Origin of the sequence: Malonomonas rubra DSM 5091, from assembly GCF_900142125.1 — a bacterium.
In the GTDB taxonomy this organism is placed as follows: Bacteria; Desulfobacterota; Desulfuromonadia; order Desulfuromonadales; family Geopsychrobacteraceae; genus Malonomonas; species Malonomonas rubra.
The window spans coordinates 434,868-451,115 of the sequence record NZ_FQZT01000001.1 but is presented as its reverse complement, the minus strand read 5'-3'; the positions used below and the strand labels follow the sequence as shown (position 1 = coordinate 451,115).

Here is a 16,248-nt window from a genome sequence, read left to right as displayed (position 1 = left end):
AACGGGGCCGGTCCTGCGATCGGCCCCGTTTTTTTAGGGCTGGAAAAAACAGAATTCCGGCTGGTTGAGAATTCGTTGACTCAGTTCTTCCGCAGTCAGTGGTGGGCTGAAATAGAACCCCTGCACCTCGTCACAATCGTTTTGCTGTAGAAATTTCAATTCTTCTTTCTGCTCCACTCCCTCGGCGACAACCTTCATTCCGATGATGTGACCCATGACGATAATCGCTTTAGCGATAGCGGCATCGTCGGGGTGGGTGTCGACTTTCTGGATAAAAGATTTGTCGACCTTGATCCGGTCGATGGGGAACTCACGCAGGTAACTGAGAGAACTGTAGCCGGTGCCGAAGTCATCGATCGCCAGACGAACCCCCATCTGCTTTAATTTGTTCAGCAGGTGCTGGGCTTTTTCTACGTTTTCCATCAGGATACTTTCAGTGATCTCCAGTTCCAGCGATTCCGCTGGCAGGCCGGTCTCCTGCAATGTTTGCCTGATCGCCGAAACCAGCTTCGGATCTTGAAATTGTTTGGCTGACAGATTGACGGCAACGCGCAACTTTTTGCCGCATTTCTGCTGAATGAAATAGGCCTGCTTGCACGCCTGGTGCAGTACCCAGCGACCAATGGAAAGTATCAGGCCGGTTTCTTCCGCCAGCGGTATGAATCGGTTTGGCTGGATTTCCCCTAGATCGCTGTGGTTCCAGCGCAGCATTGCTTCAATTCCGACCATCCCGCCGTTACGCAAATCGATCTGTGGCTGAAATTTCAGATAGAATTCGTTTTGTTTCAGGGCTTTGCGCAGATCGTTGGCCAGTAATAACTGCTCTAGCGACTGAGAATTCATTTCGGCGGCGTAGAAGAAAAAGGTGTTGCGGCCGTTTTCCTTGGCCATGTACATGGCGGTGTCGGCGTTTTTGATCAGAGTTTCCGATTCGTCGCCATCTTCCGGGAACATGCTGATCCCGATACTGGTCGAGGTATAAAGCTCCTTGCCTTTAAGGATGATCGGTTTACTCAGCCCTTCCAGAATTTTGCAAGCGATCAGGGCGGCATCCTCACGGTCGTTGATTTCGTCGATCAAAACCACGAACTCATCTCCGCCCAGCCGGCAGATACTGTCACAATGACGCAGCAGCTCCCGCAGCCGGTCGGCGACAATCTGCAGCATTTTATCCCCGGTGTCATGGCCGAAGGTGTCGTTGACCCGTTTGAAATGATCCAGATCGAAGAATAGCAGGCAGATTTTGCTCCCGCTGCGTTTGGCTCTGGCCACCATCTGTTCAAGGCGATCGTACATCAGCACCCTGTTCGGTAAACCGGTCAAGCTGTCGAAGTAGGCCAACCGCTCGATTTTCTCCTCATCCTGTTTGTGCTGTGTGATGTCTTCAAAAATTGAGGCGAAATAGCCGCCGGTTGATGGCGCGACCGAAATGCGGAAGGTCCGTTTCGATTCCGGTTCCTCCATTTCAAAACTGGCCGATTTGCCACATTCGCAGGCCTCTTGAAATTGCTTGATCGCTGGTGGCTTTCCATTAATCAACGGAAAGATCTCGCTTGCATTTTTACCGACCAGCTGGTCCCGTGACAAGCCGAGGATGCGTTCGCAGGAGGAGTTGACATCAAGAAACTCGTAATCACATGGCAGGCCGCGAACATCGTAGATCAGGCGGTGTTGGGCAACACCTTCGTGCATGGTGGAAAAAAGGGTGCGGTAGCGTTCTTCGCTGGCACGTAGCTTGGCTTCTGCCACCTCCCGTTCGGTGATGTCGGTGAACACCAGGATGGCGTGGGTCAGCTCGCCCTCCTGGTTTTTGATCGGGGTACCGATGGCGTGAAAGTGGCGCCCGTTGGCGAGAAAATCGGGGTTCTCAACAACGCTGCCGCTACTGAACACCTGCTGGAATATGCAGTCGTCTTCCGACGGGTCGAGGGAGCAGATCTGTGAGCAGCAGTCGTTGCCCAACGAAATGTCTTGTCCGTTAAACAGCAGCTGCATGCTCTGCTTGTTGAAGGTTTTCAGTTTCCTGTTTTTGTCGAAAACCAGAATGGCCGTACCGGCAGAATTGAAAATTGCTTGCAGCTCATCTCGTGCCAGAGCGAGGCTGACATTTGTTTCCTGCAGGTGTTCCAGGACCTGGGTGAAGGATTCGGAGACGATACCGATCGGATCGACGCTGATCAGGGTTTCGTCGTCAAGTTCCTCCGGTTTGAGCGGCAGGGTGCCAATAACGTTCAGCAATTGGTCGGTTTTTTCCCGGATATAGAGACGCAGTTCCTGATCCTGTTCGAGGATCTTGATTTTTTCTGCCTCCAGCTGCTGAATCCGGCTTTCTAGGTATTGCAGCTGGTCGCTCATTTTTGAATTGCCCCGTCAGTTTTGCAAATTGAAATCCGGAATTGTTTACCCTGATCTGCAAGGGATACCTGGTAGCCCATGTTACTGACCGCTTCAGCGATCCGGTTGATCGAGTCATGGTTGTCGGTGATGATATCGAGCTGCAGCTTTCCGTCGCGTAACTCATTTTTGCGTTGATTGATTTCGCGCAGAGCGGTCAGCAGGGAGGAGGGGCAAATCTGCCCGCAGACGTCGATGACAACAATTTCTTTTTCAGTTTCTGTCATTCTTTCCTCGTGCGTCAGGCTTTTAGAACGAAACGGGTCAATAATTTACTGCCACACCATGCTCCCGGCAACAACCCGAGGGTAAACAGAATACTCTGCAGGGAAAGCAGCGGCAGACCGCCGAGCAGGTGCCAGACATTACAGGATGGTGCCATCCGCGCTGCTGCACCCATCAGAAGACCGCCGAGCAGCGCAGAGATGATCTGGGCTTTCGGCAGTTTTAAGCTGATGTGGAATTTCCCCATCAGAATTGCAGAGGCCGCCGAGCCGCCAACAATGCCAATAATCAATGGAAACTGAGCCAGCGAGAGCCCATCCCAGGCTGGGCCAGCCCCGGCAGACAGGGTGTGATGCGCCAGCGGAGAGTAGTAGCGAAACCCCTGGGCGTGAAAATATTCGAGTGTGGCAAAGTGTTCCGGCGCGGCGAGGTTTTCGAGAAACGCACCAATTTTGGCATAGCTCGTGGTGAGACCGAGGGGCATGCCAATCAGTGCGAAGGAGAAAAAAACGATGCCCGCGAGCATCACCGCTGCAGTCCGTGGTTGCAGATAGCCTTTAACGATGCTCGGGCGCTTCATCATTCCCTGGCGTTGCCAGAAGATCAGCAGGATGCTGAAGATCGTGACAAGCGGTAGAATGGTCAATGGTTTCGGCAGAGACAGCAATTGTGGCAGGGTCGCGACATCGGCCAGGCGGGTTGAGGCAGAGAACTGCTTCCACGCTGGATGGAACTCGGCAAAAATGGTACTGCCGGCGATCAGGCCGGACAAAGCGAAAAAGGCCGAACCGTTGCCGGAGCCCAGCTTGTACAGGGTGCCGACTGCACAACCACCCGCCAGCACCATGCCGACACCGAACAGTACCCCTCCGAACAGGTTGGCGAGTGAGGGAAGACCATAAAGGGAGGAAGGAAGCTGGTAGTTGAGCAGGCCGATCAGTCGGGCTGCTTCGAACAGCAGCATGCTGATGGTGATCAGCAGCAGCAGTGAACGCAGCAGTGGGCTGCTGCGGAACAGAAACAGGTCGCGAAACATCCCGGCGATGCAGAAATCGGAGCGGTGCATAATAACACCGCTGCATAAGCCGAGAAGCAGGCTGATTATGATGATGACTGGTTGATTTGGCATGAGCAATTTTATTTACGAGTAGGCAACTAGGACATTGTAAACAAAGAATTAGCAAAATACTATTAGAAATTTTAATGTTTGTCTTTTGTCCTTCAGCGTAGCTTCTTTCCGTAAGAACTTTGTGCTATAACCGGCGCCATGCTGCAATTAAGAGAAATTACAAAATATTTCGCTGATCGTGCAATCTTCTCCGGTATCGATTGGCATATCCGCCCATCCGACCGGATTGGTCTGTGCGGCGAGAACGGCGCGGGGAAATCGACCCTGCTGAAAATGCTCGCAGGCCTGGTCGATTCCGACGGCGGCACCTTGCAGATCGCTAAAGGAACCACTTTCGGTTACCTGCCGCAGGACGGTCTGGAGCACAGCGGGCGTTCGTTGTTCGATGAAGTTCACAGTGCCTTGGAAGAACTGCGGAAGATGGAAGTCGAAATGCGTCTGCTGGAGGAGAACCTTTCCGGCGATCATACGGATGCAGAAATGGAGCACTACGCCGAGCTGCAGCAGCTGTTTGAGGAGCGGGGTGGCTATCGGATGGAATCTGAGGTCGGCCGGGTGCTGACCGGTCTTGGTTTTTCCACCGATGATTTCAGCAAACCCTGCGAGCATTTTTCCGGTGGCTGGCAAATGCGCATTGCTCTAGCCAAATTGTTGCTGCAGCGTCCCAATCTGCTGCTGCTGGATGAGCCGACCAACCACCTTGACCTGCCGGCACGCGACTGGCTGGAAGACTACTTGCTGGCATATCCGTATGCTGTTGTGCTGGTCTCCCACGACCGCTTTTTTCTCGATAAGGTCGTCACCCGGATTGTAGAAATCTGGAACGGCGACCTGACAGAGTACCCCGGTAACTATTCGAAATATATCGTCGCCCGTGATGAGCGGGTTGCAGCGCTCAAAGCGGCCAAACAGCAACAGGATGAAGAAATCGTCCGTACGGAGTCGTTCATCAATCGCTTCCGTTATCAGGCGAACAAGGCTTCGCAGGTGCAGAGCCGGGTCAAACAACTGGAAAAAATCGAACGGATTTCATTGCCACCGGAGCGAAAAAAGATCGCTTTCAGTTTTCCCGCACCGCCCAAAGGGGGGCGCATGGCGATGGAACTGCTGGGGGCTTCGCAACATTACGGTGAGCTGAAGGTGCTGCAAAAAGTCGACGTGCAGGTGGAACAGGGTGAGCGGGTGGCTCTGGTCGGCCCGAATGGTGCCGGCAAGTCAACCCTGATGCGTCTGCTGGCGGGAGTGGAAGCACCGATCGGCGGCGAGCGCAAAGAGGGGCACAATCTGCACTTGGCATATTTCGCCCAGGATCAGGCAGCAGAGTTGACAGCGACGCGTGATGTTTATGAAGAACTCTCCGCAGATTCGCCAGTGGCCATGGTGCCGAAGCTGCGCAACATCCTTGGTGCCTTTCTCTTTTCCGGTGATGACATCGAAAAGAAAGTCAAGGTGCTTTCCGGTGGTGAACGCAACCGGCTGGCGCTGGCCAAGTTGTTGCTGCGCCCGGCCAACCTGCTGCTGCTGGATGAGCCGACCAACCATCTCGATCTGCAGTCGAAGCAGGTGCTGCTTGATGCCCTGAAGGGCTATCAGGGCACCATCGTTTTTGTTTCTCACGATCGTTATTTTGTCGACCAGCTGGCAACCCGGGTGCTGGAAGTTGGTGGCGGCAAGGTAGAGTCTTATCTTGGCAATTACGAAGATTTCCTTTGCGCCAAAGAACGGCTGGGTGATTCCAGCCATAGCAGCGTACGGGTTGAACAACAGGTTGAAAAGAGTGATGACGAACAGCCTCTCGATAAAGAGGCTCGCCGACAGGCTCATGCTGCACGCAAAGAGCAGCAGCGCCGAGAAAAGAAGCTGCAAAAACAGCTAACTGAAGTTGAACAACTGATCGAACAATTGGAAGAGCAGGTCGCTGAATTGGAACAGGTCATGGCTGACCCCGACCTCTACCAGGATCAGGAACGATGGCGTCAGGTCAGCGGTGAACATATCGAGCTGAAAGAGCGATTGGAGAGCGCTTATCAGGAATGGGAAACGTTGCAGGAGTCAGTATGATCGATCAGGCTCCGTTCATTGTCTTGTTGATTTCACCCTCACCCGGTGTCGGCAAAAGTACGCTGGGGAAAAACCTGCCGGTATACCTCAAGGGGCTGAAGGAAGATTTGCCGGTCGCCTATTTGACCGATGAACGTGCCGGCGTTAAGGAGATGTTCGCTCTGCCCGGGCAGAGGGTTGTGTCCTTGCTGTCCTCCGAGCATTTTGCCGATCAGCTGAGCTTGGGCGAGTATGGAATCGAGTATGCCTTCCTCGAAAGGGTCTCTCAGGACTTCTCCGCCTTTTTTACCGAAACAAAGTATCCCGGAGTGGTTCTGGTCGATCTGGCCATAGATCACCCAGCGGTCACCGAGTTGTTGAGCGTTGCCGATTTATTGCTGATGCCGGTAAAAAATCCTGCTGATCTGGGGAAGGTCGTCAGATTACGCAAACAGTTGGCTGTGACCACAGGCAATAGCGATCCGTTGTGGCTGCTGCCGAGCGAGTTGGGTGGCGGTGGTGATTATCAGGCTGCGGCACAGTCTCTTGACTTTCTCCGCTTCGCAGCGGATGAGCGTGACTTGCAGGTATTGGAATTGACCTACCAGAACGATCAGCGCGTCGCGCAGCAGGCCTGCGGTGGAACGAGATCGGTGCTAACGCGTTTGCCGCAAAGCCCGGTGCACTACCAGTTGCAGCAGCTGGCCGAGTTTGTTTTGCAGCAACTGGGGAGCGAACAGCAGCTGCAACGCCGGCTCGCAGGATTGGCAAAGCAAAAACGCCTGCCCAAGCGGGCTGCCCTGGTGTCTCTGAACTGCCCGCTATGCGGCAGAGCGGTCGCTTTGCAAGATGCTCATTACCTGGAGTCGATTCCGACGCGGAAACGTTTTTTGCTGCATGCCGATTGCATGCTCGGTGCGCTGAAAAATATTTCCGGCAAGGATTTCCTCTCTTCGTTCGGCCTGGCGTTACTGTTCCCAGCCAGCTACTTGGGCGGGAAGGCTGATCAAGCGAAATTGTTACTGCTTGATCGTGAGTTGGGTCTGCTGGAGGGGGAAGAGGTCGGCAGTGAAAACTGTCCACAGCTTGGGGAGTTTTTTCATGCTGTGACCGGGCGTTACCTGCCCGAGCTCTACCAGGATTTTCTCCTGATCAGCCCTGCAAGGCCGGTAGAAGAACTGCTTTCTGCAGACTGGTATCGATCTTTCTGCCGGTTGCGGCGGGATTTGCGCCAAGCCTGGGATGAGGAAAAAATTGTCTGATTTATCATGTTATATTGACAGTCTTACATGGATGTCCTTAAATTATCTGATAGTTCTATCCCCCATTGAGGTGTTCGCGTAATGATTTTCCTGCCGCGTGGCGTTTCTGTCAGGCAAAAAGTTAACCCTGCCCGGATCAATATTCCGGAAGCGATGGAAAAATTGCGGGTCGGGACCTTTACCGGTTACTTGCGTTTCGATGCACCACAAGGCTGCGGCGTCATCATTTTTGAGACCGGCAAACTGGTTAGTGCTTTTTTCGTTGATAGTGATGGGAAGCAGCGATTGATCGCTTACGATGCCATCTCAAAAATCTTTGAAATTTCTATCCTCGGTGATGCGTCGTTGAATATCTATAAATTGACGCCGCAGTTGGCTCTTGAAATTCATTCACTGCTGCACGGCAAGTACATCTATAAAGAACAGGATCTGAAGCTGATCGATGTTCGGGCTCTGCTCAATAAAATCAGTGCAGAAAATTTAACCGGTTGTTTGCGCGTTTATACCGACGAGCGGTCGGCGTTGATTTTTTATGACGAAGGCCACGCCCTCGGATTTTTCCACGATGGCAGTGCTGAATTGCAGACCACGGCGGACCTTTCTTCGTCTGTTGCGCGTTTGCCTGGTGCCAAGGTTGACTTGCTGTCGACGGGCAATGCTGGCATGGTACTGGCGGACCTGATGGCCTCGGCGGATCTGGGGCCGATCTGGCAACGCCTCCGCAAGTCACTGTTGCAGGAGCGTAGCCAGCGAGAAGAGGCGGCGATCCGGACAAAAGAAGAAGAGCTGGAAGACAGGCGTCAGCAGCTTTTGACGAAGATGAAGACCATTGCCGGCAAGTATGTTGGCAAGTTTGGTGTGGCCCAGGTTGAAAAGGCATTTGCCAATATCAGTAGTGAGTTGCGCAAGAGCGAGGTGAATGCTTATTTTGTTTCTATGGAGCGTTTGGCTCAGTTGGTCGCAAAGCCGGAGAAAATTGCTTTGATGATCGACGAAATGAAGCGTGATTTTAACTGATAAGGTAATATTGCTGGCGCTTTTTGGTCGTTTGAGGCTAAAAGTCGCCACGCCCTGTTATACTCTTCATTTCCGATAGCTTTTTTATTGACCACCGCAAATGGTTTGCCCTATACCTAGTCGGGCTAACCAAACATTGTTTTTTTAAAACTTACATTTAGAGGAGGTTTCTGCATGAAGAAATTCACTGTACTGCTCTCGACAGCTGCTCTGTTATTGAGCCTTGCAACGGCTGGCTTTGCTGCCGATACGATTAAACTGGGTGTTGCCGGTCCTCATAGTGGAGACCTTGCTCCCTACGGTATCCCTTCGATGAAGGCTGCACAACTTGTTGTGAAAAAGATCAACGCCGCTGGCGGTGTTCTCGGCAAGCAGGTTGAACTGCTGATCCAGGATGACCAGTGCAAGCCTGAAATGGCAACCAACGCAGCAACCAAGCTGGTGACCGATGGTGCTCATGTTGTTCTTGGCCATATTTGTTCCGGTGCGACCAAGGCTGCTCTCGGCATTTACAATGATGCCAAAGTTCCAGTTATGTCTCCTTCCGCGACCAACCCGGCGCTGACCCAGAGTGGCGACTACCCGAACTTCTTCCGTACTATTGCTTCCGACGACATGCAGGCACGGATGGCAGTTGATTTCACCATCAACGATCTCGGCATGAAGAAAGTTGCCGTGCTGCATGACAAAGGTGACTACGGTAAAGGTTTTGCTGAGTTTGCCAAGAAGTTCCTCGAAGAGTCCGGCAAGGCTGAAGTGGTTCTGTTCGAAGGTGTAACCCCGGGTGCCATGGACTACTCTTCCATCATCCAGAAGGTTCGTCGTGAAAAAGCAGAAGCCCTGATCTGGGGTGGTTACCACCCGGAAGCGTCCAAGATCGTTGCCCAGATGAAGCGTAAGCGGATGAAGGCAGCTTTTGTTTCCGATGACGGTGTCAAAGACGACAGCTTCCTCAAGGTTGCCGGCAAGTCTGCTGAAGGCGCTTACATGACCGGTCCCCGCGATCTGTCTGGCAATGCTCTGAACAAAGCTGCTAATGATGAGTTTAAGGCTGAATACGGTGCTGATCCGGGCGCATTCTTCCAGGAAGGATACTCGGCAGCCCTGGCTCTGCTGAATGCGATTGAAAAAGCCGGCACCACCGATTACGACAAGGTTGTCGCGGCACTGCGCACTGAATATGTCGAAACTCCGGTCGGTAAGATCAAGTTCGACGCAAGAGGTGATGCAGAAGGCGTCGGCTTCTCGGTTTACACTGTTGAAAACGGTGCTTTTAAAGAGCTCAAATAATAATAAGCAGATACGGCGACAACCCTGATTATCAGGCGCTGTGTTTTGATCCCCTTCAGGGGGCTGGTGCTGCACCAGCCCCCTGAAGCTTTGTTTACGCTATACTGATTGCACTAAAAATTTGTGACTTTTTGCCGAACTGAACACTGGTTTGGTACGGCCAACTCAAGCGACACGGTTTTTCTATGGATTATTTTCTCGAGCTCTTCCTCGGTGGCCTGACCCGGGGCAGTATTTATGCCCTGATCGCTCTGGGCTACACCATGGTTTATGGCATTATTCAGCTGATCAACTTCGCCCACGGCGAAATCTACATGATCGGTGCCTTTGTTGCCCTGATTGTCGCCGGCATCCTGACGATTTACGGTTTTGCCGGGATTTCAGTACTGGTTCTTGCGGCAATCGCGGCGATTATCTGGGCTTGTGCTTACGGCTATACGCTGGAAAAAATTGCTTATCGGCCATTGCGTGGGGCGCCGCGACTGTCGCCGCTGATTAGCGCGATCGGTATGTCGATTTTCCTGCAGAACTATGTCCTGCTGGCCCAGACTTCCGACTTCCTGCCGTTCCCCAACCTGATTCCCGATTTCGAGTTCATGGAGCCGGTCGCTCATATCATCGGTTCGCCGGAACTGGTTATTCTGATCACCACCTTCGTCACCATGATACTGCTGACTTTGCTGATCAAGAAAACCAAGGTTGGTAAAGCGATGCGCGCTACCCAGCAGGATATGAGCATGGCTCGGCTGGTCGGTATCAACGTCGACCGTATCATCTCGCTGACCTTTATTATCGGTTCGGCACTGGCTGCAATTGGTGGTGTCTTGGTCGCTTCCTATATCGGCCAGGTAAACTTTTACATCGGTTTCCTTGCCGGGGTTAAGGCCTTTACCGCGGCTGTCCTTGGCGGGATCGGCTCGATCCCGGGTGCGGTGCTCGGTGGATTGGTCCTCGGCTGGACCGAGAGCTTCGCTGCGGGATATGTTTCGAGTGATTACGAAGATGTGTTCGCCTTCGGTCTGTTGGTTCTGATTCTGATTTTGCGTCCGGCCGGTATTCTCGGCAAGGCCCGCAAACAGAAGGTTTAGGAGGCGGATATGTTGAAAGATTTCAAACAGTCGATTCTGATTTCCATCTGGTTCGTCTTCCTGACCTTTCCGTTGATGGCAGTGCGCGTCAACACCACCGAGCAGATGGTCGAGTGGCGCTGGATGACCATTCTCTGGGTAGCCATCGGTTCTTTTGTTTTGTCGTATGCCTGGCGTTACTTTCTGGCGAAAAAGCAGCTGAAAAAGAAAGATGACGAAGAAGGGGGTAAGCACAGCAAGTTGCAACTGCTGATGGAAGACATGAACTTCCGTTATAAGGCGATGGGCGTACTGCTGGTATTGGCCTTGGTTTTCCCACTGGTATTTGATACCTACCAGAACACCATCATGATTTCGGCGCTGATCTATGTTGTTCTCGGCCTCGGCCTGAATATCTCGGTCGGCCTGGCCGGGTTGCTTGACCTCGGCTACGTTGCGTTCTTTGCCGTAGGTGCTTACTCCTACGCACTGCTAAATTACCATTTCGATCTCGGGTTCTGGACCATTCTGCCGGTTGGCGGCATCCTCGGTTGCCTGTTCGGTGTCGTGCTCGGATTCCCGATTCTGCGTTTGCGTGGTGACTACTTGGCGATCGTCACCCTCGGTTTCGGTATGATCATCAAGGTTGTGCTGGAAAATTGGAGTTCTTTCTCCTTCGGGCCGAGTGGTATCGCCAACATCGATAAACCAGGTCTGTTCGGCATGGATATGAATATCGACAGCTCGACGATCTATATCTACTACATCATGATCGCGCTGGTGGTGTTCACCATACTGATTACCAACCGCTTGAAGAATAGCCGTATCGGTCGTGCCTGGATCGCCCTGCGCGAAGATGAGATTGCCTGTGTGGCGATGGGCATAGACATGGCGCGCACCAAGCTGTCGGCATACGCTCTGGGTGCTTTCTGGGCCGGCATGGTCGGAGTTCTTTTCGCTGCGAAGACCACTTTTATCAACCCTGCCAGCTTTACCTTCATGGAATCTGCGATCATCCTCTCGATTGTCGTTCTCGGCGGTATGGGTTCGATTCTCGGGGTTATCCTCGGCGCATTTATCCTGATTCTGCTGCCGGAATACCTGCGGGCCTTCTCCGAATACCGGATGCTGGCGTTTGGTGCGGCGATGGTGCTGATGATGATTTTCCGCCCGCAGGGGATTATCAGCGGTATCCGGACCAAGTATGAATATAAAGAACTGAAGGAAGAGACTGACAATGGCTGAAAAACATAAACTCCTCGAAGTTAAAGGGCTGACCATGGATTTCGGTGGTCTGCGTGCCGTCGACAGTGTTTCCCTGGAAGTTCACGAAGGTGAAATCGCGGCGTTGATCGGGCCGAACGGGGCCGGCAAAACCACCTTTTTCAACTGTGTCACCGGTATCTATAATCCGACCAAGGGAGATATCCTGCTGCACCCGAAAGGCTTGCCGACCCGGCGCCTGAACGGTTTGAAGCCGAATAAGGTGACGGAGATGGGGCTGGCGCGGACTTTTCAGAATATCCGCCTGTTCTCCGACATGACGGTGCTGGAAAACGTCATGATTGGCCGCCATTGTCGGACCAGTGCCGGAATTTTCCGCTCGATCATCCGCGACAAAAGTGTACGTCGGGAAGAGCAGGAAATTGTTGAGTCGAGCTACCAGTTACTGAAAAAAGTCGGCTTGGCTGAGTTTGCCAACGAGTTTGCCAAGAATCTGCCCTACGGCGCCCAGCGCCGACTGGAGATCGCGCGTGCGATGGCCACCGAGCCTTTTCTGTTGCTGCTTGACGAACCGGCTGCAGGGATGAACCCGCAGGAAACAGCAGAGCTGGATCAACTGATCTGCCGCATCAGTGAAGAAGAGCGGATTGCGATTCTTCTGATCGAGCACGACATGAAGCTGGTGATGAATATCTCCAATCCGATTTACGTGATGGAGTACGGGAAAAAGATCGCCGAAGGAAGTCCTCAAGAGATCAAGGACAACCCGAAGGTTATCGAGGCGTACCTCGGGGAGGAGACGGAAGAAGATGCTTAAGATCAAAAATATTCAAACCTATTATGGCAATATCCAGGCACTTAAAGACGTTTCCCTTGAAGTCAAAGAGGGAGAGATCGTCACCCTGATCGGCGCCAACGGCGCCGGTAAAACGACCACCCTCATGTCGATCTGCGGCATCACACCACCACGCTCAGGCGAGATCACCCTCGACGGTGACCTGATCACCGGTATGAGCGCCGAGAAGATCGTGCAGCAGGGAATCGTCCAGGTGCCGGAAGGGAGGCGGATTTTCCCCGATATGACGGTCTTGGAAAACCTCGAAATGGGTGCTTTCCTGCGTAAGAACAAGCAGCTGGTGCAGCAGGACCTGAACTACGTTATGACCCTGTTCCCGATCCTCGAGAAACGGAAGAACCAGCTCGGTGGGACCCTCTCCGGTGGTGAGCAGCAGATGCTGGCCATCTCCCGCGCTTTGATGGCGCGCCCCCGAGTGCTGCTGCTAGATGAGCCGTCTCTCGGGCTTGCGCCTTTGATCATCAAACAGATTTTCGACATTCTCAAGCAGATCAACAAAGAGAACAATACCACGATCTTCCTGGTTGAGCAGAATGCGAACCAGGCGCTTAAACTTGCTGATCGTGGCTATGTTATGGAGAATGGGCGCATTACGCTGGTCGATGATGCTGACCGACTGCTGGAGAACGACGACGTGCGCAAAGCCTATCTTGGCATGTAGCTTCGCCCTTGTTTCTATTCTTCAAGGCGCCCATCAGCGGGCGCCTTTTTTCTTGCTAACACCTTGAAATAGCTGCTGGTCTGCGCTCGACACTCATGTTATGATTTGCATTTAATTTTCTCAGGAGCTGTATCTGCATGCGTAGGCTTTATTCGACAGTGACGAAAAAAGTGGCCATCGGTTACCTGGTGATCGTTTTTTTCAGCCTTTTGGCCATCGGTTTTGCCCTGTTTCGCCTGGATCAGCAGACGGCCCAGGCACAGAGCCTGGTCAGTGTCGACTTTCGTGCTTTCGAACTGGTGCGCGATCTGCAGCAGAACCTTCTGGCCCAGGATAATATTGAAAAGCAACTGTTGATTTTGCGCGACCCGGCTTTGAGTGAGCTGCGCATCAACCGGAATGAAGCGTTGTCAGGTTTCTCCCATGCCCTCAGCCAGCCACCCTTTGCTTCTCTGTATCCCCATCTGAACGGGCGTTTGCAGGAATATCGAGAGTTTGACGATAAATTGTCGGATGCTTTGCTCTGGCAGGACTGGGAAAGTGCACTGGCGGTGTCGAAGGAATCGACGGTCCCGATCCGCAGCCATTTGCTGAAACTGCTGGCGGAAACGCGACAACAGCAGCAGCTGCGAATCAACGAGGGGCTGGCCGACCTGTCGGAAAAAAGTGATGAAGCATACCGTCTGACTCTTTCCATTGCTTTGGTGGGGATATTTCTCTCGGCGCCGGTTTCGATTGTCGTTATTGCCAGTATCCGTCGCTCTGTGAATGCGTTGAAACAGGCGACGGTTGAGATTTCAGGCGGTAGTTTCGATCATCAGCCCGATCTGAGCGGCAATGACGAATTCGTTCAGTTGGCCAGTGATTTCGGCCGCATGGGGCGAAAACTGCGTGAACTTGAGCAACTGCGTCTCGACGCCAATCCTTTAACCCGTCTGCCCGGAAATCTGGCTATCGACCGTGAGCTTGATCGTCGAATCGGTGCCCGTGAACCTTTTTCGCACCTGTATATTGATCTGGATAATTTCAAAGCCTACAGCGATCGTTATGGCTACAATGCTGGGAGTGACGTTCTGGCGCGTGTTGGCGAGATGATTGAACGGGTTGTGCGACGGGATGGTGATCCGGAGGACCTGATAGGGCACATTGGCGGCGATGATTATGTTGTCGTGACCACGCCGGAACTGGGTGAACCGCTGTCGCAGCAGCTGATCGAGGAGTTCAACGAAATGGTGCCTTCCTTCTATACTGAAGAGGATCGCGCAAGTGGCTCCTTTGTCGGCAAAGATCGTTTCGGGATTGAACGTACTTTCCCGCTGATGACGGTTTCCATTGCTTTGATTCGATCGGATCATTACGATTATCCGTCACGCTTGGCGATCAGCCAGGACTGTGCAAGGTTGAAGGAATATTTAAAGGAGCAGCAGGGTAGCAACTATATGCTGGATCGACGGAAATAACAGATGAGATGGTTTTTATTGCTTGGGTTGCTCGTGCTTGGCGCTTGCAGCCATCTACCAATTGCTAAAAAAATGACGCCGCAGGAATCGACACACGGAGAAAAACAGCTTGTGCAGGCGGCGATCGATCAATATCGATTGAGCGGGGAAACTGAACTTCTGCAGCAGCTTGCTGAGCAGGAGGTCGACAGTTATTGGGGGCGTTACGCCGATGCTTTATTGAGGTTGTCGGCTGAGCTGGAGCTGCTCAAAGACCGGTCTGCCAAGGGTGAGGTTGACTGTGGTCAATTGGTCGCCGAGCAGGAGGCTTTGCAGCAGGAAAATGAACTGCTTAACCAGAAGATCGAGCAGCTGAAGAAACTCTTGATCGAGCTGGAACAGCGGCCACGATAAAAACTGCAGAGCTTTATGCCTTAAACGTTTCCTCTGCCCACTTCAGCGCTTCAATGTAGATTTCCTGCAGGGTGTTTTCTTTCAGCCGCAAACTGTCCGCAATGTAGCCGAGCACCCGCCACAGGCCCATTTCCTGGGCTAGAACCAGATCGAGCACTTTTCGTGGATGGCCCGGTTTGCCGAGGAGGGCGTCCTTTAAATCCTCCTCGAAGGGGATGTCGTTCAGGACATCGTTGAGTGAACGGTCGATGATGCCGTCGAGCATCGAAAAAAGCCCCATCAGAAACAGGTCGGGAGCCCGGCTGACCATACCGACGTGCGGTGCCAGCAACTCGCAGGATTTCCCGCGCGCCAGTGAGTTGATCACCAACTGGTTCGGTTTGTCTGATGCCATCCCGGTCATCGAAATCAGCGAGACCCATTTGCGCAGCTCTTTACCTCCGAGCAATGCCAGCGCCTGCTTGATCGAATGGACCGGTTTCGGCAGACCGAAAGCGGCAGAATTGATCAGTTTCAACAGCTTGTACGCAACAGACATCTCGCCCTGAATTGTGTCCGCCAGTTTTTCGTAATCGATCTCCGGGGCGTTGACCTGTTGGAGAATCTGCACGTATTTCATTGTATTTGCGGGAATGTCTTTGCGGCTTAACACCGTAGGTTTGCTGAAAAAGTAGCCTTGGAAATAGTCGACGCCACTGTTCTGGAGCTGATGAAATGCTTCGTAGCTTTCCACCTTGGTGGCGAGAAGTTTGATCCCCCGCGGATGTAGTTCATCAGAAATATCCTGGCAATCCTCTAAACTGGTGCTTGTCGTATCGAATTTGACGATGTCAATGTAGTTCAGCAACGACTCGATATTGTCATCGAAGATAAAATCGTCCAATGCCAGGGTATAGCCAGCTGCCTTTAAGTGTCCGCAGGCGATGACAAGTTCAGGGTCGGGGACAAGCGGCTGCATGATTTCTATAACAACAGCCTGCGGTGGCAGGGCACTGATATAGCCACTTTTGATGGTGTGATGAGTAGCTTTCAAAAAGGCCCGGGAATCGTCGGTCATCTCCTCGATGCTGAAAAGCAAAAAACTGTTGGCGATGACTTCGGATGAGGCTTCATCCAGATTGCAGCCGGAAAAATAATTATCCAAGCTGTTGCGGAACAGCAGCTGGTAGCCGAAAATATTTTTTTCCCAATCGAAGATTGGCTGTCGGGCGATAAATCGTTCCATGTTTC

Annotated in this window: 14 protein-coding genes; 10 read left to right on the top strand and 4 right to left on the bottom strand. The window is 52.6% G+C overall.

The genetic code is table 11. The features are described from left to right. Positions 1-33: 33 nt before the first annotated feature. Genes BUB13_RS02015 through BUB13_RS02005 form a run of 3 tightly spaced genes read right to left on the bottom strand, consistent with a single transcriptional unit; the run spans position 34 to position 3,748 of the window. Positions 34-2,355, bottom strand: a complete 2,322-nt coding sequence (locus BUB13_RS02015) for a sensor domain-containing protein (RefSeq protein ID WP_072905072.1) — start codon at positions 2,353-2,355, stop codon at positions 34-36. Beyond that, positions 2,352-2,621 carry a sulfurtransferase TusA family protein gene (locus BUB13_RS02010; RefSeq protein WP_072905071.1) on the bottom strand — a complete coding sequence of 90 codons (270 nt, stop codon included), beginning with the start codon at positions 2,619-2,621 and terminating at the stop codon, positions 2,352-2,354. Before BUB13_RS02010 ends, BUB13_RS02015 begins: the two co-directional genes overlap by 4 nt. Before the next feature lie 14 nt (positions 2,622-2,635). Continuing rightward, on the bottom strand, positions 2,636-3,748 hold the full coding sequence (locus BUB13_RS02005; RefSeq protein WP_072905070.1) for a YeeE/YedE family protein: 1,113 nt from the start codon (positions 3,746-3,748) through the stop codon (positions 2,636-2,638). A gap of 138 nt (positions 3,749-3,886) precedes the next feature. Here BUB13_RS02005 and BUB13_RS02000 point away from each other — a divergent pair, with 138 nt between their 5' ends. The 10 genes from BUB13_RS02000 to BUB13_RS01955 all read left to right on the top strand — a co-directional run bounded on the left by BUB13_RS02000 (position 3,887) and on the right by BUB13_RS01955 (position 15,018). Continuing rightward, positions 3,887-5,809 carry an ABC-F family ATP-binding cassette domain-containing protein gene (locus BUB13_RS02000; RefSeq protein ID WP_072905069.1) on the top strand — a complete coding sequence of 641 codons (1,923 nt, stop codon included), beginning with the start codon at positions 3,887-3,889 and terminating at the stop codon, positions 5,807-5,809. Continuing rightward, positions 5,806-7,050 (top strand): hypothetical protein, encoded by a 1,245-nt coding sequence (locus BUB13_RS01995; protein ID WP_072905068.1) that lies wholly within the window; start codon positions 5,806-5,808, stop codon positions 7,048-7,050. Before BUB13_RS02000 ends, BUB13_RS01995 begins: the two co-directional genes overlap by 4 nt. 81 nt (positions 7,051-7,131) lie before the next feature. Beyond that, positions 7,132-8,067, top strand: a complete 936-nt coding sequence (locus tag BUB13_RS01990) for a hypothetical protein (protein ID WP_072905067.1) — start codon at positions 7,132-7,134, stop codon at positions 8,065-8,067. Positions 8,068-8,241: 174 nt separating this feature from the next. After that, positions 8,242-9,357 (top strand): branched-chain amino acid ABC transporter substrate-binding protein, encoded by a 1,116-nt coding sequence (locus BUB13_RS01985; RefSeq protein WP_072905066.1) that lies wholly within the window; start codon positions 8,242-8,244, stop codon positions 9,355-9,357. Between the two features lie 185 nt (positions 9,358-9,542). Next, positions 9,543-10,445 carry a branched-chain amino acid ABC transporter permease gene (locus BUB13_RS01980; protein ID WP_072905065.1) on the top strand — a complete coding sequence of 301 codons (903 nt, stop codon included), beginning with the start codon at positions 9,543-9,545 and terminating at the stop codon, positions 10,443-10,445. 9 nt (positions 10,446-10,454) lie between these two features. Beyond that, positions 10,455-11,669, top strand: a complete 1,215-nt coding sequence (locus BUB13_RS01975) for an ABC transporter permease subunit (protein ID WP_072905064.1) — start codon at positions 10,455-10,457, stop codon at positions 11,667-11,669. Further along, positions 11,662-12,465, top strand: coding sequence for an ABC transporter ATP-binding protein (locus tag BUB13_RS01970; protein ID WP_072905063.1), 804 nt, complete (start codon positions 11,662-11,664; stop codon positions 12,463-12,465). Before BUB13_RS01975 ends, BUB13_RS01970 begins: the two co-directional genes overlap by 8 nt. Further along, positions 12,458-13,165, top strand: coding sequence for an ABC transporter ATP-binding protein (locus BUB13_RS01965; RefSeq protein WP_072905062.1), 708 nt, complete (start codon positions 12,458-12,460; stop codon positions 13,163-13,165). Before BUB13_RS01970 ends, BUB13_RS01965 begins: the two co-directional genes overlap by 8 nt. 137 nt (positions 13,166-13,302) lie before the next feature. Then, positions 13,303-14,625 (top strand): sensor domain-containing diguanylate cyclase, encoded by a 1,323-nt coding sequence (locus BUB13_RS01960; protein ID WP_072905061.1) that lies wholly within the window; start codon positions 13,303-13,305, stop codon positions 14,623-14,625. Between the two features lie 3 nt (positions 14,626-14,628). After that, positions 14,629-15,018, top strand: coding sequence for a hypothetical protein (locus tag BUB13_RS01955; protein WP_072905060.1), 390 nt, complete (start codon positions 14,629-14,631; stop codon positions 15,016-15,018). Between the two features lie 13 nt (positions 15,019-15,031). Here the strand turns inward: BUB13_RS01955 and BUB13_RS01950 are convergent, their stop codons facing one another. Then, entirely contained in the window at positions 15,032-16,243 is a 1,212-nt protein-coding gene (locus BUB13_RS01950) for an EAL and HDOD domain-containing protein (protein WP_072905059.1), read from the bottom strand. Between the last annotated feature and the right edge of the window lie 5 nt (positions 16,244-16,248).